At 54.7% G+C, this 19342-nt stretch carries 13 protein-coding genes and 1 pseudogene; 10 read left to right on the top strand and 4 right to left on the bottom strand.

Annotated elements, in window-relative coordinates; translation table 11 throughout:
- Positions 1–31: 31 nt before the first annotated feature.
- Positions 32–1783 (bottom strand): annotated as a pseudogene (locus AA0Z93_RS01910) (type I secretion system permease/ATPase); the annotation flags it as partial.
- A gap of 528 nt (positions 1784–2311) precedes the next feature.
- Here AA0Z93_RS01910 and AA0Z93_RS01915 point away from each other — a divergent pair.
- The 6 genes from AA0Z93_RS01915 (at position 2312) to AA0Z93_RS01940 (ending at position 12211) form a co-directional block, all read left to right on the top strand.
- Positions 2312–3190 carry a hypothetical protein gene (locus tag AA0Z93_RS01915; protein ID WP_413048367.1) on the top strand — a complete coding sequence of 293 codons (879 nt, stop codon included), beginning with the start codon at positions 2312–2314 and terminating at the stop codon, positions 3188–3190.
- Positions 3191–3207: 17 nt separating this feature from the next.
- The gene (locus AA0Z93_RS01920) at positions 3208–4656 is read left to right on the top strand and encodes a DUF4214 domain-containing protein (protein WP_413046637.1); all 1449 of its coding nucleotides are present in this window, start codon (positions 3208–3210) and stop codon (positions 4654–4656) included.
- A 145-nt stretch (positions 4657–4801) separates the two neighbouring features.
- Positions 4802–7279 carry a glycosyltransferase family 2 protein gene (locus tag AA0Z93_RS01925; protein ID WP_413046636.1) on the top strand — a complete coding sequence of 826 codons (2478 nt, stop codon included), beginning with the start codon at positions 4802–4804 and terminating at the stop codon, positions 7277–7279.
- Positions 7276–9708 (top strand): glycosyltransferase family 2 protein, encoded by a 2433-nt coding sequence (locus tag AA0Z93_RS01930; protein WP_413046635.1) that lies wholly within the window; start codon positions 7276–7278, stop codon positions 9706–9708. Before AA0Z93_RS01925 ends, AA0Z93_RS01930 begins: the two co-directional genes overlap by 4 nt.
- Entirely contained in the window at positions 9705–11120 is a 1416-nt protein-coding gene (locus AA0Z93_RS01935; protein WP_413046634.1) for a glycosyltransferase, read from the top strand. The genes AA0Z93_RS01930 and AA0Z93_RS01935 overlap by 4 nt, the downstream gene beginning before the upstream one ends.
- Positions 11117–12211 carry a hypothetical protein gene (locus AA0Z93_RS01940; protein ID WP_413046633.1) on the top strand — a complete coding sequence of 365 codons (1095 nt, stop codon included), beginning with the start codon at positions 11117–11119 and terminating at the stop codon, positions 12209–12211. Before AA0Z93_RS01935 ends, AA0Z93_RS01940 begins: the two co-directional genes overlap by 4 nt.
- A 148-nt stretch (positions 12212–12359) precedes the next feature.
- Here AA0Z93_RS01940 and AA0Z93_RS01945 read toward each other — a convergent pair whose 3' ends face one another.
- Positions 12360–13214 (bottom strand): glycosyltransferase subfamily GT2 protein, encoded by an 855-nt coding sequence (locus AA0Z93_RS01945; RefSeq protein WP_413046632.1) that lies wholly within the window; start codon positions 13212–13214, stop codon positions 12360–12362.
- 25 nt (positions 13215–13239) lie between these two features.
- Positions 13240–14343, bottom strand: a complete 1104-nt coding sequence (locus tag AA0Z93_RS01950) for a hypothetical protein (protein WP_413046631.1) — start codon at positions 14341–14343, stop codon at positions 13240–13242.
- Between the two features lie 588 nt (positions 14344–14931).
- Between AA0Z93_RS01950 and rfbB the strand changes: the two genes are divergently transcribed.
- Genes rfbB through rfbC form a run of 4 tightly spaced genes read left to right on the top strand, consistent with a single transcriptional unit; the run spans position 14932 to position 18345 of the window.
- Positions 14932–16008 carry a dTDP-glucose 4,6-dehydratase gene (rfbB, locus tag AA0Z93_RS01955; RefSeq protein WP_413046630.1) on the top strand — a complete coding sequence of 359 codons (1077 nt, stop codon included), beginning with the start codon at positions 14932–14934 and terminating at the stop codon, positions 16006–16008.
- Positions 16005–16910, top strand: coding sequence for a dTDP-4-dehydrorhamnose reductase (gene rfbD, locus AA0Z93_RS01960; protein ID WP_413046629.1), 906 nt, complete (start codon positions 16005–16007; stop codon positions 16908–16910). The genes rfbB and rfbD overlap by 4 nt, the downstream gene beginning before the upstream one ends.
- Positions 16907–17797: a glucose-1-phosphate thymidylyltransferase RfbA gene (rfbA, locus tag AA0Z93_RS01965; protein ID WP_413046628.1), complete on the top strand. Its 891-nt coding sequence runs from the start codon at positions 16907–16909 to the stop codon at positions 17795–17797. Before rfbD ends, rfbA begins: the two co-directional genes overlap by 4 nt.
- On the top strand, positions 17797–18345 hold the full coding sequence (gene rfbC / locus AA0Z93_RS01970; protein WP_413046627.1) for a dTDP-4-dehydrorhamnose 3,5-epimerase: 549 nt from the start codon (positions 17797–17799) through the stop codon (positions 18343–18345). Before rfbA ends, rfbC begins: the two co-directional genes overlap by 1 nt.
- Positions 18346–18377: 32 nt before the next feature.
- On the opposite strand, the gene AA0Z93_RS01975 is transcribed toward rfbC, so the two are convergent.
- Entirely contained in the window at positions 18378–19310 is a 933-nt protein-coding gene (locus AA0Z93_RS01975; RefSeq protein WP_413046626.1) for a KpsF/GutQ family sugar-phosphate isomerase, read from the bottom strand.
- Between the last annotated feature and the right edge of the window lie 32 nt (positions 19311–19342).

Consider the following 19342-nt stretch of genomic DNA (forward strand, 5'->3'; position numbering starts at 1 on the left):
CAGGAGCACCCGGTGCCGAAGGCGCTGCCGGAGCACCCGGCCCGGTCGGCCCGGCGCCAGGTGCCCCTTTGGCGATGCGTGGCTGGGCGCCCGCTTGCTGCTGTTGCTGTTGCGCCAACTGGGCGATGACCTTGTCACGCTCGCCATACATCGTGATGGTGCCGGCCGACATCACCAACACACGGTCCAGACGCGACAGGATGTTCGGGCGATGCGAGACGATGAACACCGTCGCACCGCTCTGCTTGACCTTCTGCAGCGCAACGCCAAGCGCCTTCTCGCCCATTTCGTCGAGGTTGGAGTTGGGCTCATCGAGCACGATCAGACGCGGCTTGCCGTACAACGCACGGGCCAAGCCGATGCGCTGACGCTGGCCGCCCGAAAGGTTGACGCCCTCGCTGCCGATGAGCGTGTCGTAGCCATCGGGCTGCGCGAGGATCATTTCGTGGACGCCGGCGGTTTGCGCGGCCTCCACGACCTTTTCCGGGTCGACTTTGTCGAAACGGGCGATGTTTTCGCTGATGGTGCCTTCGAACAGTTCGATGTCCTGGGGCAGGTAACCGACATAGGGCCCTAACGCGTGCTTGTCCCACGCCGCGATGTCTGCGCCGTCGAGGCGCACCACGCCGGACTGGGGCGGCCAGATGCCCATCAACGCACGGACCAGGGTCGACTTGCCTGCGGCGCTCGGGCCGACGATGCCGACGATGGAGCCGGCCGGCGCGACGAAACTGATACTGCGCAGGACCGGCGTTTTCGAACCGGGTGGCGCAACGATCAGGCTCTCCACCTGGATATGCCCCTCGGGCGCAGGCAACGGCATGCGCTCGGGTTCTTTTTTCAGGTCGTCCATCACGTTGCTCAAGCGATCGTACTGAACCTTTGCAGCGACGAAGCCTTTCCAGTTACCGATCATTTGATCGATGGGCGCCAGCGCCCGGCCCAACAGCAGCGATCCTGCCATGAGCAGCCCTGGGTTGATCTGGTGGGTGATCACCAAGTAGGCGCCGGTAGCGAGCATGATCGACTGCGACCAGGTACGGAAGGTTTTCGAAGTCGAGCTGACGATCCCGCCTTTATCGCTGGCTTCGGACTGCAACAACATGATGTTGCGCTTGCGCTTGGCCCAACGGTCCATGAGCGTCTCGAGCATGCCCATCGACTCGATGACTTCCGCATTACGCAGAGTCTTGGTGGTGACGACATTGGAGGCGACGTTTTCCTTGTTGGCGCTGGCCAATGCCGCGCCGGTCATCCGATGGTTGACGACCGCCAGTACGGTGAGCACAGCGCCGCACCCCAGCGTGATCCAGCCGAACCATGGGTGGAACAGGAACATGACGAGCGTATAGATCGGGAACCAAGGCGCATCGAAGAATGCGAATAGACCCGAGCCGGTGAAGAACTGCCGCAGCGAAGTCAGATCGTTGAGCGACTGGGCTGTGGCATCGGCGCCGCCACTGGTGAGCGCCTTCTTGAAGCTCGCGCGGTATACGTCGCGGCTGAGCAACACATCCAACCGGTTGCTGATGCGGACCATGATGCGCGAGCGCACCCATTCCAAGGCACCCATCGTCACCACGAGCACCGTCATGATGAGCGTCAGCATGAGCAAGGTCGAAGTGCTGCTGGACGGCACCACACGACCCGACACCTGGATCATGAAGAAGGTGGGTACCAGCATCAGGGCATTGACGAAGAAACTGAAAAAGCCTACCGAGAGGAAGCTGCTTTTGCAGGCTCTGAGGGCAGCTTGCAGGTTGTTGTCAGATTGATAACTCATGGCATCCATACTGAAGAATGGCGAAAGCGGCGGGCAGTGTAACACTCACCCAAGAGCGCGGCGCATGAGACTGCGCCAGGCGTGGATTGTTCATTTGACGGGAGAGTGTCCCAGGAAAATTTGGCGTCGAAGATGAAATTAAATAGCACACCCTTTTCATGCTTAGCGAAGGTGACCAACGGCACTACAAAACCAATGGAATGGGAAAATCGCCAAAAAAACATCAAAAGAAGTAAATTTAAACTAAATAATCACTCAAACCATTGATTTTAAACGAAATTTAAGAAATACCCTAACCCCTAGCGGCACGCTGGGATATTGCAAACAGGTCCCCCGCGACGACTGCGCTTATAACTAAGTTCCCTGATGATATTAATTTTTTTTTAGATTTCTCAGTTGACATCCCTTTCCTCTAGCGGCATCTTCGCCACTCGCAGGAAGCCTTCAATGGCCGTTTAGTGTATGCACGGGTTTGAGCAAGTTAGCTACCAGTGTTACTGCTTAAAGGAGCTTAACAACGCCATGTCTATGCCGTCACAGACCCTCGATGGCCTGAAGATCAGTTCAAGAGTCACCTTGCTCGAACCGGGCATGTACATCTTCAGGTACGCCTCTCAGCCCCCCGCTGACAAGCCCGTCTGCATCGCCCTCCAGCAAGCCCCCCTAGGCAAAGGTTCGATCGATTTCTTCCCCGGTGAAGGCGTCAGCAAGAACATGCTGACCAAGCTGGGCGACACCATCGTCGCCCGCGTCAAGGCCGGCGTCACGACGGTGCTGATCACCGAGTACCACATGTTCGACGAAGTGATCGAACCGGTGGACCTGCGCATCGATCGCATCGACACCTCGCCCGCCATCATGCGCACCTATGCCGTGGTCGCTACGCCCGACGCAGGCCAGAGCCTCGCGATAGACGCACCTTTGCCCATCACCATCACCGCGCATTTGAAAGCCGGTGGCGAAGTCGTTTCCAACGACGGTTACGTGGGTAAACCAGGCGCCGAAGATTTCGTTGAATCTTTTGCAATCGACTGGGTCGATAAACCGGTTGGGATCGATCTCGTGTACACCTGCATGGTGGCCGGCTCCGGTCCTTGCCGCAACGTCTCCACAGGCACCGCAGTCGGTGCGCGCGCTCAAGGGCTGCCCTTGATCGGCGCAGGCTTCAGCCTCGTCGGGCCGATGCGTAAGCATTACGAATTGACAGGCCTTGTGGCCTTCGGCACAGCCGAACCACAAGGCCTGGTTGCCAGTCAGATGATGCATGGCCCCACCGGCAATGAGCCGTTGGTGGCGCTGCACCTCGCCGTTACCCCCGTTACGAAGATGAACGCTGCCCGCCTTAAGTCTCCGTGGGAAAACTCTGCGTCACAGCAGAACACTATTGCAGTAAGCCAATTGGCTTGAAGTAACAGGAATACACCATGCAATACGATAGCCCCGTCTCGAGCAGCGCTCTGCAAACCAGCCTGAGCGCCACCAGCGCCAACCTGTCCGACAGCACCCTGGCAGCGATCAACAGCCTGCTGAACCTGGACACCGCTGAGAACGTCAACATCGCCGGCATCACTGGCAATGCCGTTCAACTGCCAGCCTCCGGCACTGCTGACATCGTCTACGGCGAAGTCGAAGGCGCTCAAGGTGACCAAGTCGTCGTCGACCTGGCCGCTGCAGAATCCGCTGGTGTCAACGCCTACGTTCTGCAAAGCGATGCCAACCTGGTTGTCGACCTGCAAGGTCAAACCACCGCTGGCGCTGCCGACGTACAAGTCCTGGCCGCTCAACTGGCTCCGGTCGAAGTCGACACTTCCGACATCCAACTGGTTGTAGCTACCGGTAACGGCGACGACGTCATCAACGTCAAAGGCGACCAGAACACCCTGATCGACGCTGGCGACGGCAACGACACCATCACCACCGGCAACGGCAACAACACCGTTATCGCTGGCCTGGGCAACAACAACATCACCACCGGTTCGGGCAACGACACCATCATCCTGAGCGGCTCCGACCACGCTGACATCGTCAACGCTGGCGCCGGCTACGACGTGGTGCAACTGGACGGTTCGCGCGACGACTACACCCTGACCACCGGCAACAACTTCAACGTCAACCTGACCGGCAATCAAACTGCCGCCATCACCGACGCTGAGTTCCTGTCGTTCGTCAACGGTGACGAAGTCGAAACCGTTGCCCTGGCTCACAGCGATGCAGAAGCCTCCGCTCTGCGTCTGTTCGAAGGCCTGCTGGGTCGCGACGCTGACCAAGATGGCGCCAAGTTCTTCGTTGACCAAGTCAACCAAGGCACCACTCTGGATGTGATCGCCAACCAGTTCCTGAACTCGGCCGAGTACGCTGGCGTTGCCAACGGCGACAGCATCAACGACCTGTACAACGCTCTGCTGGGTCGCGACGCTGACCAAGACGGCGCCACCCTGTTCCAGAACTACCTGGCTACCGGCGGCACCCTGGCCGACGTTGCTGGCTTCATCTCGGTTTCCGAAGAAGCTCAGAACCTCGACCAGTCGAACGGCGACTTCGTCCGTGAGCTGTACACCAGCGCACTGGGCCGCGACGCTGACGAATCCGGCCTGGAAACCTACGTTTCCGCGCTGTTCAACGGCACCAGCCGCGCAGACGTTGCCAAGTACATCGTCGGTTCGGAAGAGGCTGCTCAGAAGTCGACCAGCGAGTTCATCGATTCGCTGTACAACAACGCTCTGGGTCGCGACGCCGACGCCGCTGGCAAAGAGTTCTGGACTGCACAGCTGGAAGGCGGTCTGAACCACACCGACGTTGCTCTGAGCATCATCGGTTCGCCAGAAGCCGCTGAACACATCGACAACGTCGTTGTGCTGCACGGCCAGGTGTAACTAGCCCTGTCGTAGCGAAACGTACCTCCGGTCGCAAGGCCGGATGTATGTGAAAAGGGGCGACTTTCGGGTCGCCCCTCTTTTTATTTCTTGCCGTTAAGCCAAGCTTATGTCCAGACAACTCGACCGTGGGCGAGAGACGCTCATGGATATTTTCCACCGCCATCGTCAAGCCGATGAGCACGATGCGGCAGCCGCCGCTTTGGAACGTGCCCTGCAGGTTCCCGCCTATCGGCCGGAAGCCCTGGTGTGGAAAGGCATCGCGGCACTGCCGCAGACGCCCAAGCTGGCTTTTTTATTTTTCGCAGAAGCAGCTCAAGCTCTTCCCGAGCGGGCAGACATCCACGCTTTGGTCGGTAGAAGCCTACTGGCGCAAGGCAGTCCTTCGCTGGCTACTCGTTACCTCACTCATGCATGGAAGACGCAACCCAATGACTTGGGTCTGCGATTGACGCTGTGGGAGGCCAGAAGCCAATCGGAAACACCTGCCGAACTGCGGCGCATCATCCTCGCTCACCTGCCCGACATAGACGCGGGCAAGGAACTTGGTCTTGTGTTGAAGCTGCTGGCTGCGCAGCACGAGGCCCCACGTACCCTGGGCGTGGTGCGCTATGTGCCAGAGCATAAAGAGATTCAAGGGTGGGCGATCGACCTGCAAAACCTGCAAGTGCCAGCGGCCTTGCAGATCGAGGTTGACGGCAGAAGGATCAGCATGGTTGCCAACGCCATCCACCCATTGCTGAAAGTGGCAGGCTTGCCCGATACGCATGGCGGAATCAGAGTAAGCGTGCCCAATCCCATGCCAGCCGTGCATGTCTCGTTTGCCAACGGTACACCCCTGCTAGGAAGTCCCGTTTATGCCATGCCGGCGTTCGTACCGCCCGCCCCTGCCAGCAAGGGCGATGGCAAGAAGAACCCGGTCGACGTATTGATTCCCGTATATGACGGCCTCGAGGAAACGCTCGAGTGCATCAACAGCGCGCTCGATGCTCGCAAGCTGAACCGTACGCCGCACCGCCTGGTGGTCATAGAAGACCAAACCCCCGTACCCGCGCTGGCCAAAGCCCTCAAAGTGCTCGCAGGCAAAGGCAAGATCACGCTGGTGCAAAACAAGGTGAACCTGGGTTTCATCCGCAGCATGAATCGGGCCATGGCCTTGAGCCCCCCCAAGGATGTGGTGTGGCTCAATGCTGACACCCGGGTTCACGGAGCGTGGCTCGATCGATTGCATGCTGTGGCCTACAGCGCCAGCGACATTGCTTCGGTGACGCCCTTTACCAATAACGGCGAGTTGATGAGCTTTCCAAGCAGCCGGATCTGTCACGACATGCCGGATGCCAAAGCCCACGCTGAGCTCGACGAACTGGCGCGGCAAGTAGACAGCGCGCCGATGGAAATCGAAACGGGCTGCGGGTTTTGCTTGTATATCAAGCGAGCCGCGCTGGACGACGTCGGCTACTTGGACGAAGTGCATCTGGCGCGAGGCTATGGCGAGGAGACGGACTGGTGCTTGCGGGCACGAGGGCAAGGGTGGCGTCACATGGGGGCGCCGAACGTATTCGTGGCGCACCAAGGCGGCATTTCGTTCGGTGCCGAGAAGGTCATGCGCGTAGCGAACAACAATGCCATCCTGCGGCAACGTTACCCTGACGCTTCATCGAGTTATGAAGCGTTTTGCCTGCGCGATCCCATAAAAACCGCACGTCAAGCGCTCCAGCAGGCGCGCTTTGGGTGCTTTGCAAACAAGCCTGCGCGCGCGCGTGATGCATACTGGCAAGCGGATACCGAGAAAACGCTCCACATTCACGACGGCACTGACAAAAATGTCGAATTCGGCCTGAGCCACCATCAGAGTAGCCACCAAACATGGGTGCTGTTGACAGCGCCATTGCGCCCTGCGCCATTACAGCTTGAATTCGAACTGCCAGGCGATTTCACCCGCCTCGTTGACTGTTTGCGCGATCTACCGGTGCAGGCAATCGCGTTCCAGAACCTGACCAATTGCCCGCTAGCCTTATGCGATCTGCCGACCCTGTTGGACGTTCCGTACCGTGTCCAGCCCCAAGACGACCGTTTGCTCGACCAGCAAGGCGATTACGATTGGCAGCGTTTCGCCCGTGAAGCGGTCAGCGTTCAGCTGCTTTGGCGAACGCTCAAGACCCGCTACGACGAGGCCCTACCCGGAGCCAACCTAGTTGTCGAAACTAGCGCACTAAATACTGTGGCACCTGCCCATCCGCCGCAATCTTTCGTGATCGGTGACAGCCTTCGCGATACCGCCACTGTCCAATCCTGGCTGGACATCGCCCGGCATATCGGTCGCGCCAAGCTACCCATTCGCTTGCTCGCCCAATACGACAGTCCAGGGCTCAAGCAACTGCGGGCTGTTGGCTGCTTTCAGGTGCTGCCCGAGCTGCACGACTTCAGCGTGGCCGAGCGGGCTCGAGCTGCTGGATGCGATGCCGTGCTGAGCCTGGCTCAGGACCCTGGGGGCGATTGGATAGCGCCGGGCTTGGCAGCGCAGTTGGGTGTACCGCTGTTCGCCCGTGCCCACCCGCTGGCGAGCGAAGCAGGCGCCCACCCCCTTACCTCTTTGCCTTTTACCCAGAGCCCGTCCCGATGACCGAACACCTTCTCGATCAACCGCAGACGGCCCAGCCTCTCACCCTTCCCGCTTTCAGCGGCGCCATTCTCGGCCTTCAAGGTGATGTACTGCACGGCTGGGCAATGGACAATTCGCACCCGGAGCACCGCCCGATCGTCGAAGTGTTCATAGATGGTGCGAGCGTTGCATTGGTGCGCGCCGATCAATACGAGCCCACTGCACCTGCGGGTGATCAATACCATGGCTTCACTGTGCAACTGCGTGAGCGCTGGCTCGATGAAGCACGCTCGATCACTGCTCACATCGCCAATAGGTCTTTCGTATTGCCAGGGCAACTCACCCTTCCGACGACGCCTGGCGAAGACAGCGCTTCGATCGCATCCCAAGTCTGGCACACCGGCGGCCTACGGGTTGGAGGTTGGTGCTGGGACCCGAAGGCACCGAATCGGCATGTGGAAGTGACGATTCGTGAAGGCGGTGAGGTGGTCGGGCAGGCCTCGTGCAACGAGCACAACCAAGCCTTGGCGTATCGCGCCACCAGCGATCACGGTTTTGCCATTGACCTGCCTTGGGCACTGGCCGATGGCAAGGTGCATGTTCTGGACATCACCAACGATCTTGGAGAACCACTGGCAGGCAGTCCTATCCACTTGTGCTGCTGGCCGGAGGGTGTGGAAGGGCTGATCAGACAGTTGAACCCCACCCAGGATGCAGCGACGCTTGAGCTGTTGAGTGCAGTTGCCAAAGAACAAAGCATCCGCCTGCCCAAAAGTGCCGGCTGGGACAGCTACCCGCAGTGGTTCGAGGCGTTCCAACGTTTGGACGGAAAAGACGCGCCGCCCCTGCAAGGCAAAGTCGGTGTGCTGTTGATCAGCGGGGGGGATATTGCCCTAGAACAACGCACGCTTTTAAGCCTCGAGAGTCAGCCTGAAAACGTTCATGAACTGGCTTATGCCCCATCGGCCGATTTGGCGCCTGCCCTTGAAAAACTGATCGAGGCTGGCTGTGACCGGATTCTTCCAATACACGCTGGCGATCATTTGGCTGCCTTCGCTCTCGCGCAACTGAGCGCTTTGCTCGACGACGGGAGTGCCTGGGCTTATGCAGATTGCGACCGAGACGGCCCGGATGGCGAACGCAGTTCGCCATGGCTGAAACCGGTGTGGGACATCGACCTCTTCATAGGCGCCGATGTTTTCACCTGTGGCGCTATCTACAGCAGCAGCTTCGTCAGCCAAGCGCTGGCATTGCTCGCGGCCGATACGACGAAAGCGTCGGTGGATTGGTCCCACTTTACGGCCGGCATTGCCTTGGCTACGCAAAATGCCCAGGCCTGCGTTACACACCTCCCACTCGTGTTGTACCACCGCGCAGCCCATACCCCTGCCAGCCCCGAACAGGCGCGGCCTTGTAAACAAAGGCAGCAGGCAGTCAAATGGCTGTGCCGACAGCTAGCGCCTGGCGCTATCGTAAGCCAAGTACCGAACTACCCGGCACTGCTCAGAGCCCATTGGCCACTGCCGGCTGAGTTGCCACGGGTGAGCCTGGTGGTGCCAACGCGGGACCAGTACAAACTGCTGCATGCTTGCCTTGAGGGGCTGCTGAACGATACTGATTACCCCAACATGGAAATCATCGTTGTCGACAACCAATCAAGCGACCCGCAAACCCTGACTTATCTGACCGAGCTGGCCACGCGTGGTGTCACCGTACTGTCGCATCCCTACCCGTTCAACTACTCGACCATCAACAATCGCGCTGTGAGCCTCGCTACTGGCGAGCTGATTGGACTGGTGAACAACGACATTGAAATCATTGAAGCCGGTTGGTTGAAGGAGATGGTTGCACAGGTGCTTCGTCCTGGCGTTGGCGCTGTGGGCGCGAAGTTGCTCTGGCCAAACAGAATGGTGCAGCACGGCGGTGTGGTCGTTGGCATTAACGGGTTGGCGGCGCACACCGGCAACGATCTGGAACAGCAAGATGCTGGCTATTTGGGCATGAACCAAATTACCCGCCGACAAAGTGCTGTAACAGCAGCCTGCCTACTATTGCGCAAATCAGTCTTCGATTCAGTAGATGGATTGGACGAGCGCGCATTTCCCGTCGCTTTCAATGATGTGGATCTGTGCTTGAGGATCCAGCAGAAGGGTCTGCACTGCGTATGGAGCGCGTTTGCACAGCTGATTCATGCTGAGTCGGCGAGTAGAGGTAAAGATGCCACAGCTGAAAAGAAGGCAAGAGCAGCTAGAGAGCAAAGAAAGTTTATGGAAAAATGGGCGAATGTTAGCCTCCCCGATCCTTTCTACAACCCGTCAATATCCCTGGACTACTTGAGCGGTCCCTACGGAGCGTTAGCATTGCCGCCAAGAGGCTCAATGGAGCTCCGGAACAGCGTAAGATATTCTTTAACAGCTAACTCAGCCGCTAGGGCGAAGGAACTGTCGTGACCATCAAGAAAACATCGAATGCCCTGCAGCCAAAATCATCAAGCGCACCCGGCACACTCAAAAATTCAAGCACTGTGGGTAGCGAGACGCCTAAGCTGGAACAGGTAGCCCCACCCGTTGGAAACATCGTTGCAAAGGTGAAAACCTTGAAATTCATCCCATCGCTAGACCCTAACAAAAAATTTGTCGAACAACTGATGCGCGATCGGCAGGACATAGAACCTGACTATATTTATCGGTGCGTAATCAATCAGCAAAAATATTTTGAAAAGTACCCCGATGTTTTACAAAGTGGCATGCTGGCTGCTGACCACTATTTCACCTATGGCTTTAGTGAGTCGCGCGAGATCAAGCGACCTGGCCTGCTGAAGCATCCTCAAACATTCGATATCGACCATGAAGCAACCTTGTTTCTGTCGAGTGCTCCACGTCGCGATGGTTCTTTCGTGTACCGCTGCCTTTTTCAATCGCATAAGCTGAAGAAAAATCTGGTTTACCACGGCAAAACTGAAATCTTAAAGCTTATTCGTGCCATCTTTAACTGCAAAGAGCTGATTTTCTCACGACCCGAGCACAACGAGACTTCTTTATACCTGATCGAACTGGCTAAAAACATTGGCGTCAAGGTTATCCTCGACTACGACGATCTTCTAGTACCCGAACACGCAGAATATCTCGGCCATGTCAGGTCAAGCGACGGCCGCTCCGTCGACGCTGCAAGAAACAACATCATGGGCAAATCGGCCTTTCTGCTTTACGCGGATGGTTTTCGCTGCAGTACAGAGCTTATTGCAAAAGCCATGCAGCATTTGTCGAAGCCTGTAGAAGTCCATAAAAATCAAATCATTGCGAGCATGGTGCGTCCGAAACAAGATTGTGTGGTCAGACTGAACGACTTACCTCGTCGTAAGCTTAAGATCCTGTATCTGTCCGGTACAGCTACGCACAAAAAGGATTACTCGATTGCTCAAGGCCCGCTGGTAAAGCTAGCACAACGCTACCCCGACAGCTTTGAAATTACATTCCTGGGCAACACAGGAAGTCATTCGGCACCTATCGAGATATTCAATCCACATGTAAAGACAATTTCCCGGGTTGACTTCAATGAAATGCTAAATGTTATTTCACAGCATGACATAGCTCTTGCCCCACTGGAAAATACTGTCTTCAACAATGCCAAATCGAACATTAAATTTATCGAATGTGGTTCGCAAGGTGTTCCCGTCATCGCTAGTCCTCGTGATGAATTCAAAGAGGCGATAACGCATGGTGTGAACGGGTGGTTATGCGAGTCTCAGGGCGAGTGGTTTACCCTGTTGGAAAAGCTTGTGAAAGATCCGAAAATTCTGCATCGAGTTTCCCTAAAAGCAAGGGAATCCGTGATTAAACAACATGTACTGGGTGAACAATGAGTATCGCCATTAAATCCTACACCCCTCACCAGAAAATCTCCAAACCGACGATTCTCTACGTTACAAACAATTTCTCCCAAGTGGAACTTGCGATTCTGTCCGCCACGGGTTCAAAATTCGACTACCTGATCTACAACAACTCACCACAACGCGATTATAATTTAGTCACCGACTACAATCTTCCCTCGAATATCAAGATCACGTCAGACGCCAAGTCTGCAATCATGCTCATCGGTATTTTTTCCGCTGCAATTACGACGGTCGGGCATATCAGTCCTGTGCTGAATTCGGAAATCCTGTCGGTTCTGAAAGCTTGCGCAGTGATGAACATGCCGATCATCGAAGTGCCACATGGCCTGTTTCAAATTGGATTCAACCTATCAGACGACTCAGCATTTGTTAACACAGCGTCTCATACGTTGGGCGCAGGCTATCCAGTACCTTCTTTCGCCGATCATCAAGTGAGCTGGTTCGATAATGCCGAAGTAGGGTATCCACGTTACCGGGATGTCTCTCTAAAGAAAACAGGCACACCCGTCGTGCCTGATTACACTGTCATTACAACAAATACCAATTGGTACCTTTACAACTTCGAAGATCAACGAACCCTTGCTCAGTCATTATTTGAACTAGCAAGAGCCAACCCTCAAAATTTGTATGTGTGGGCTGCCCATCCAGCAGAACTCAACAAGCAAAATTTGATTCATTATATGCTGGACTCCAAACCTTCCAACTTACTGCGCTACGGTCACGACAAGGAAATTTATTTCCACTCGATCGATACGACAGAAGAACTCATCAAACATGCAAAGGCAGGTATATCCACCGTCTCGACCTGTGTACTTGAATACGAGATGTATGGCGTACCGCTGGCTATTTACAAAAACAAATCACTCGAAAGCGTAACAAACTCTCTTCACCATGCAGCGTTCTTCAGCTCTCCAGATGAACTAAAAAATTTAGAGCTCCAAGTACCTGTGACGGGCAAGCTGCATACTTTTAATGTGGAAGGTTTCGATCTGGCGATTAGCCAAATCCTCGCAGGCCCCCAACATCGTAATCCTATCAGGAATGTTTTGACGATATTGTAAGCAACGTAATTAAGCCAGATGGACATGTCAAATATCCATCTGGCCTGCCTGAGCTCAAAGGCATAAAGATCGTTTTTAAGCGCACTTTTATGGGGTAGCCTGATTCAGCGTCGGCAAAACTAGCTTTTTTTAAACCATGCAGCAGATATCACATCATCAGTTCAAGAAGCGGTTCTGATTCCATAGTACCCGTCTCAGGCCTGGTTCCATACAGCTCTTTTATACGGAGTAGGCTCTCACGCACCTCTGATGAAGAAGCGATGGGAAGTTCGCTCGGCGCGCAGCCGTGCTTAGCCGTAAAGGTTTGTATTGCCTGAGTGACTTGGCGCTGATGGCGCTCATCTGAGCTAATTGTTGACTGCTCAGGGCTCCACTCCTCATCCCCGATGTACTTGCCTGAATCGACGATATCAGCGAAATACCAAAAAGGTGGATGCATGGAGTGCTTGATGATATCCAGCGTATGATCGACATGCTCTAAGGCATTATGGAAGTCAACATCCATCAGCCCACTTGCTAGTAGGGAGCTTCTGGAATAATAAGAAAAGGCTCCAACGCAATGTCTGTACAACATGATCGTCGCCACGCCATCGTACACCACGCTTGCAATAGGCTTGGGTGTTCCATCACTGGCTTTATTCATCCGACCATGCTGGCTGAAGTTCAAATGCTGGACCCCAGAGCGTCTCGAGGCATCGACATAAGCCTCAAAGGCACTTTCATCCTTGATGAATATATCGTCTTCTATTAAAAAAACATGTTCACACCCTTGATCTAACAAGTACTGCAATGCTTTGTTCTTTGATTTGCCAACGCCGATATTTTCGGGGTTGTGGTGCATAGCGTGTTCGGGAATTGAGCTAAAAGCATCATACCTTTCACCGTCGTTTACTACATACACCACATCCAGAATATTGTGCGGCAGCGACTCATAAAGCTTTAGTAGCAAATGAGGGCGGTTGAACGTTAGGATACCACAGCCTGTTTTTTTCCTGTCAATCATGTTCCTTACGCCGCCTCGCTCGCTGTCAACAAAAATCAGAAGCCGTTGCAATACTTTGTTCGATGGCTTGCTGAGTTAAATTTGTCACCTTGGATGACCTCGTTTTCCCAGACTTGTCCAACTCTTGAACAGCAGTAACGAAAGCGCTTCCGTCGCCCTTTAGAAAGCAGCACTCTATATATCGTTCAGTCAAATCGACGTTGATTATCTTGCGATTAGAAAAACGCTGATACATTTCATTGAAAAGCGCGTAGTTTTTTGTTAAAAAGCAGAAATCTACAAAACTTAACAATGTCATCTTCGCTTTGGCTGAATCGAGGGTCAGACCGTTCGACTTACGCCATTCGATAACATCTATCGCTTTTCTATAGAGCTTTGTAGCGGCATTTATACGACCTCTAGCAAGTGAATTACGCGCAGCGTACATCCACGCAACACCTGACTTCGCACGGTTTCGTCTGTACTTGGAAAGCAATTCTGCGTAATCGACGTTTGCACCGAGCAACGAAAAAATGAAGTCAGATAAAATACCTGCCTCATTTAGAACTGCAAATACCTCATGCCCTGAGAACGGCAAGCTTATCAGCTTGGCATGTTTGATATGATGAGCGGCAATATCAGCATGACGGCCGTCTTCAAGGTGGTCGCGATCATAGAAGATGGTTATATTCATCGGAAAGTTTGGCTCAGCATGCCAACTGTCAGACTTATACTCTATCTTATTCCAGAACTGGAGAAACCTAGTATCGAACTCAGATTGCTTTCCTATTAGCGCAGCTTGTGGCGAAATAGAGATTACATCACAGGCATTCAAGTAGTTAGCGTATTTTAAAACGCCATACCCGCCCATGCTTACACCATACAAGACAACCTTTTTGAAATTTTTAGCCAAGATCTTAATAATTTCAAGCGCATCTTTAATGTACTCATACTGATACCAATGATTCCACGTAGGTATCACATAGATGCACGAAATTTTTTTATTCTCGAAAAACACCTTACCAAAGCCACTGTCTTTAGTCATGGCCTGCTTTTCATCGATAAGGGGGCAGAAGGAGATAACTAAAAGTTCATTATCATAAAAACTATTAGAAATAATTACATCGTCATTCTTATAAAAAATTTCCATTGCCGACCTGGACCTAATTTTTCAAACTTCAAAAATACATTACATTTGCCGCACTGGCAACGCTCAACTCCTCTCGCGTGATACATTTTTGGAATCTATCGCGCCCGCTGAGCTCCCTCGTAAATCCTGGCAGCTTTCGTCAAATTTACGTCATCCACTCCTCTTCCTCCTCTGCAGGCTCGTTGTCATATTGTCATTTTATTTACTGTGCGGGGATGTCACCGCTTTATCGAGCTTCTCGGTCTTGCCGATAACTTGGTCGCTGTCTACGTGCAAATGCCTCGCTGCACACAGAAAATGGCAGGCGACGCTCTGTCGGGTAGAGGTCAATGCCACCTCAGACGCGTAGTTGGGCTTCGCGGCCGGCAGGCTGCGTATCTCTGAAACCACGGCTTAAGAGCAACCCCCTCCATGCATAAATCAACAGCGGTTTTAGTTGCTGAGAAGCGGAACTGAGCGCCATTACCGTTGCCGAAGGGACTCGTCGATCCGGTATACTTTTGTGCGATGTGTTTTATACACAAGCCATGCGCGTATGGATTACGCGGGTTCCCACTCCCTGTCAGAACGTCAAGGTAGAAAATTCTCGTGAAGATTTTAGTAACAGGTGGTGCCGGCTTCATTGGCTCGGCAGTCGTGCGGCACATCATTTCCAATACCCTAGACTCGGTCGTCAACGTCGACAAGCTCACGTATGCAGGAAATCTGGAGTCGCTTCAGTCAGTCGGCGATTGTGATCGGTATAGCTTCGAGCGCGTCGACATCTGCGACCGCGCTGAACTCTACCGCGTGTTCCGTGAGCACCAACCGGATGCTGTCATGCACCTGGCTGCCGAGTCGCACGTCGACCGTTCCATTTCCGGCCCATCCGAATTCATCCACACGAATATCATCGGTACCTACACCCTGCTCGAAGCTGCTCGTGGTTACTGGATGGGGCTGGATGAAGACCGCAAAGCTGCGTTCCGCTTCCATCACATCTCCACTGATGAAGTGTACGGCGACCTCGAAGGCCCGGAGGATCTCTTCACCGAAACGACCCCCTACCAGCCAAGCTCGCCCTACTCGGCCAGCAAGGCCAGCTCGGACCATCTGGTCCGTGCTTGGGCGCGCACCTATGGTCTGCCTACGCTGGTGACCAATTGCTCCAACAACTATGGGCCGTTCCATTTCCCGGAAAAGCTGATCCCGCTGGTGATCTTGAACGCATTGGAAGGCAAGCCATTGCCGATTTACGGCAAAGGCGACCAGATCCGCGATTGGCTTTATGTCGAGGACCACGCCCGTGCCCTCTACAAGGTAGTCACTGAGGGTGAAGTAGGTGAAACCTACAATATCGGCGGTCACAACGAAAAACAGAACATTGAAGTAGTGCGGACAGTGTGCTCGTTGCTCGACGAATTGCGCCCCGACTCGAAATTCCGCCCTCACGTCGAATTGTTGACGTACGTTCAGGATCGGCCCGGGCACGATTTGCGTTACGCGATCGACGCCAGCAAGATCCAGCGCGAGCTTGGCTGGGTGCCGGAAGAAACCTTCGAATCGGGCATTCGCAAGACTGTCCAATGGTACCTGGACAACCCCGAGTGGGTCGCCCACGTCAAAAGCGGCAGCTACCAACAGTGGATCGATAACAATTACGCCAAACGTACGAGCCAAGCATGAGAATTCTTCTGCTCGGTAAGAATGGCCAGGTGGGCTGGGAGCTTCGGCGCGCACTGAGCGTATTGGGTGAAGTGGTGTCGCTCGACCGGCATCGTGCGGCTACGCCTTACGGGGAGCTGGCTGGAGACTTATCCGACCTCGAAGGACTTCGCCATGCCATCCGTGCCGTGTCACCACAAGTGATCGTCAACGCCGCCGCCTACACCGCAGTGGACAAGGCCGAAGGCGACCGCCAGGCCGCTCATACCATCAACGCGCTGGCCAGTCAGGTCATGGCCGAGGAGGCCAAGCGATTGGATGCATGGTTGGTTCACTACTCCACCGACTATGTGTTCGATGGCACAGGCACTACGCCCTGGAAGGAAACCGACGCGGTTGCGCCGGTCAACTACTATGGCGCAACCAAACTCGAGGGTGAACAGCTGATTCAGGGGTCGGGTTGTAAACACCTGATTTTTCGTACCAGCTGGGTCTATGCTGCCCGTGGCAACAACTTCGCCAAGACCATGCTTGGACTGGCCAAGGACCGACCCACGCTCAATGTCATCGCTGATCAGGTAGGTGTTCCTACCGGCGCGGACCTGCTCGCCGATGTGGCAGTTGTGGCGCTGCAACAGGCTTGGCACAAACCGGAACTGGCCGGGATCTATCACCTGGCTCCGGCAGGTGAAACCACCTGGCATGATTACGCCAGTTATGTGATTCAGTGCGCTCGGAATCATGGCGAGGCGCTTGCGGTCCAGGCCGTAAATCCGATCAGCACTGCCGAGTACCCGACGCCCGCCAGTCGGCCATTGAATTCACGCTTGGATACCACCAAGCTTCGCCACGCCTTCTCCGTGCACTTGCCTGCTTGGCAAAGTGGTGTAACCCGTATGCTCATGGAAGCTCTGAACAAATGAACGCAACCAATCGTAAAGGGATCATTCTGGCTGGTGGTTCCGGGACGCGTCTGCATCCTGCAACGCTTTCGGTCTCGAAGCAGCTGCTGCCTGTCTATGACAAGCCGATGATCTATTACCCGCTCGGCACCTTGCTGCTGGCAGGTATTCGCGACATTTTGATCATCTCCACACCTCAAGACACGCCGCGCTTCGAACAGCTGCTTGGCAACGGTAGCCAGTGGGGTATCAACCTGACCTATGCGGTGCAGCCGAGCCCGGATGGCCTTGCGCAGGCATTCACGATCGGCGCCGACTTCATCGGCAACGACCCTTCCGCATTGGTACTGGGCGACAACATCTTCTACGGCCACGACTTCCAGTCGCTGTTGCTCAATGCCGGTAAGCGCGATGACGGTGCTTCGGTGTTCGCTTACCACGTGCAAGACCCAGAACGGTACGGTGTAGCCGAGTTCGACGAGACCGGTCGTGTGCTGTCGCTGGAAGAAAAGCCCACCACTCCGAAATCCAGCTATGCAGTGACCGGCCTGTATTTCTACGACAACCAAGTCGTGAACCTGGCCCGCGACCTCAAACCGTCCGCACGCGGCGAGCTGGAAATTACCGACCTCAATAATCTCTACCTGCAGCAAGAACAACTGCATGTCGAGATCATGGGCCGCGGTTACGCATGGCTAGACACCGGTACGCACGACAGCTTGCTGGATGCCAGCCAGTACATCGCAACCATGGAGCGTCGCCAGGGCCTCAAAGTGGCCTGCCCGGAGGAAATCTGCTATCGCGCTGGCTGGATCGATGCCGAGCAACTTGAGCGTTTGGCCCAGCCTCTTCTCAAGAACGGTTATGGCCAGTACCTGAAAAACTTGCTCAAAGAGAAAATCTTCTGATGAAAGCGATCCCTTTGGCCATCCCGGAAGTTTTCCTGTTCACACCGAAGGTGTTTGGCGACGAGCGCGGCTTTTTCTACGAGAGCTTTAACGCCCGCCTTTTCAGTGAGATGACCGGCCAGTCAGCAGCGTTTGTGCAAGATAATCACTCTCGCTCGACGAAGGGCGTGCTGCGCGGCTTGCACTACCAATTGCCGCCGCATGCTCAGGGCAAGCTCGTGCGTGTGGTGCAGGGTGAGGTCTTCGATGTCGCGGTCGATATCCGCCGCTCATCCCCCACTTTTGGCAAATGGGTAGGCGCCGTGCTGTCCGAGCAGAACCACAACCAATTGTGGATTCCACCGGGATTTGCTCACGGCTTCGTCACACTGAGTGAAACCGCAGAGTTTCTTTATAAGACGACAGACTTCTATTCACCTCAAAGCGAGCGCTGCATCGCCTGGGATGACCCGGAAGTCGCGATCAAGTGGCCCATCGATTACACGCCCTCGCTTTCCGCTAAAGATTGCCTGGGCGTGTCATTGAGTAAGGCAGACCTCTTCGATTGAAGTGATGCCTTCTGGCGTGGTCGAGATAACGACTAATCGAAAATTTCGACCACGCCTACCACTGCGCCCTCAGCACTCGTGACCGCCAGTGCTCTGATTTTGTTCTCCAGCATGTAGGCCTCGGCCTCGGAGAGCTGCGCATCTTCAAGAATGGTATGCGGTTTCCCGGTCATGAATTGCGCTACGGTTTCTTGAGTGATGCCCGGATTGTCCAGCAACCCGCGACGCAGGTCGCCGTCAGTCACGATGCCAATCAACTGATCCTCTTCCAAAACGACTGCCAGACCAAGCCGGCTCCGAGTCATCACCAGTAGACAATCGTGGAAGTGCGTAGCGCGCGTAACAACCGGGGCGGGTGAATGCATCACATCCTTCACCCGAGTCAGCAGTTTACGGCCAAGGCTGCCTCCGGGATGGTAACGAGCGAAGTCCAAGGGTTTGAACTGGATGGCTTCGATCAATGCCACTGCGAGGGCATCACCCATGGCCATCGTTGCCAAGGTGGAAGTAGTGGGTGCCAGGTTATTCGGGCAAACCTCACGTTCAACCGAGATATCGAGCCAAATGTCGGCATGCTTGGCCAGGGTGGACTTACCGTTGCCGGTCATGGCAATGATCTTGTTGCCGAACGACTTGAGGCTCGGAATAAGCTTGATCACTTCCTCGGTTTCGCCGCTGTAACTGATGAGGATTAGCACATCCACTGGTTTCAACATGCCAAGGTCGCCGTGGAACGCTTCAGCAGGGTGCAAGAAGAAGCTCGGCGTGCCTGTGGAGGCGAAGGTCGCCACCATTTTTTTGCCAATGAGACCTGATTTCCCCATACCGCACACCACAGCGCGGCCTTCACAGCCCAGTAAAAGCTCAACAGCCTTTTGGAACTCACCGCTCAAACGATCAGCGAGTTCGTTGATGGCCTGCGCCTGAGCGATGAGCGCTTGCTTGGCGACATTTAGATGATTCATAGAATTCCGCGAAGGATTTAGCTGAAAATGAG

The sequence above is a fragment of the Pseudomonas phoenicis genome (genome assembly GCF_047302395.1).
Taxonomy (GTDB): Bacteria; Pseudomonadota; Gammaproteobacteria; order Pseudomonadales; family Pseudomonadaceae; genus Aquipseudomonas.

Excerpts from the sequence above, each read along its gene's own strand:
- AA0Z93_RS01915 (WP_413048367.1), top strand. The coding sequence starts at position 2,312 with ATGCCGTCACAGACCCTCGATGGCCTGAAGATCAGTTCAAGAGTCACC.
- AA0Z93_RS01920 (WP_413046637.1), top strand. The coding sequence starts at position 3,208 with ATGCAATACGATAGCCCCGTCTCGAGCAGCGCTCTGCAAACCAGCCTG.
- AA0Z93_RS01925 (WP_413046636.1), top strand. The coding sequence starts at position 4,802 with ATGGATATTTTCCACCGCCATCGTCAAGCCGATGAGCACGATGCGGCA.
- AA0Z93_RS01930 (WP_413046635.1), top strand. The coding sequence starts at position 7,276 with ATGACCGAACACCTTCTCGATCAACCGCAGACGGCCCAGCCTCTCACC.
- AA0Z93_RS01940 (WP_413046633.1), top strand. The coding sequence starts at position 11,117 with ATGAGTATCGCCATTAAATCCTACACCCCTCACCAGAAAATCTCCAAA.
- AA0Z93_RS01945 (WP_413046632.1), bottom strand. The coding sequence starts at position 13,214 with ATGATTGACAGGAAAAAAACAGGCTGTGGTATCCTAACGTTCAACCGC.
- AA0Z93_RS01950 (WP_413046631.1), bottom strand. The coding sequence starts at position 14,343 with ATGGAAATTTTTTATAAGAATGACGATGTAATTATTTCTAATAGTTTT.
- rfbD (WP_413046629.1), top strand. The coding sequence starts at position 16,005 with ATGAGAATTCTTCTGCTCGGTAAGAATGGCCAGGTGGGCTGGGAGCTT.
- rfbA (WP_413046628.1), top strand. The coding sequence starts at position 16,907 with ATGAACGCAACCAATCGTAAAGGGATCATTCTGGCTGGTGGTTCCGGG.
- rfbC (WP_413046627.1), top strand. The coding sequence starts at position 17,797 with ATGAAAGCGATCCCTTTGGCCATCCCGGAAGTTTTCCTGTTCACACCG.
- AA0Z93_RS01975 (WP_413046626.1), bottom strand. The coding sequence starts at position 19,310 with ATGAATCATCTAAATGTCGCCAAGCAAGCGCTCATCGCTCAGGCGCAG.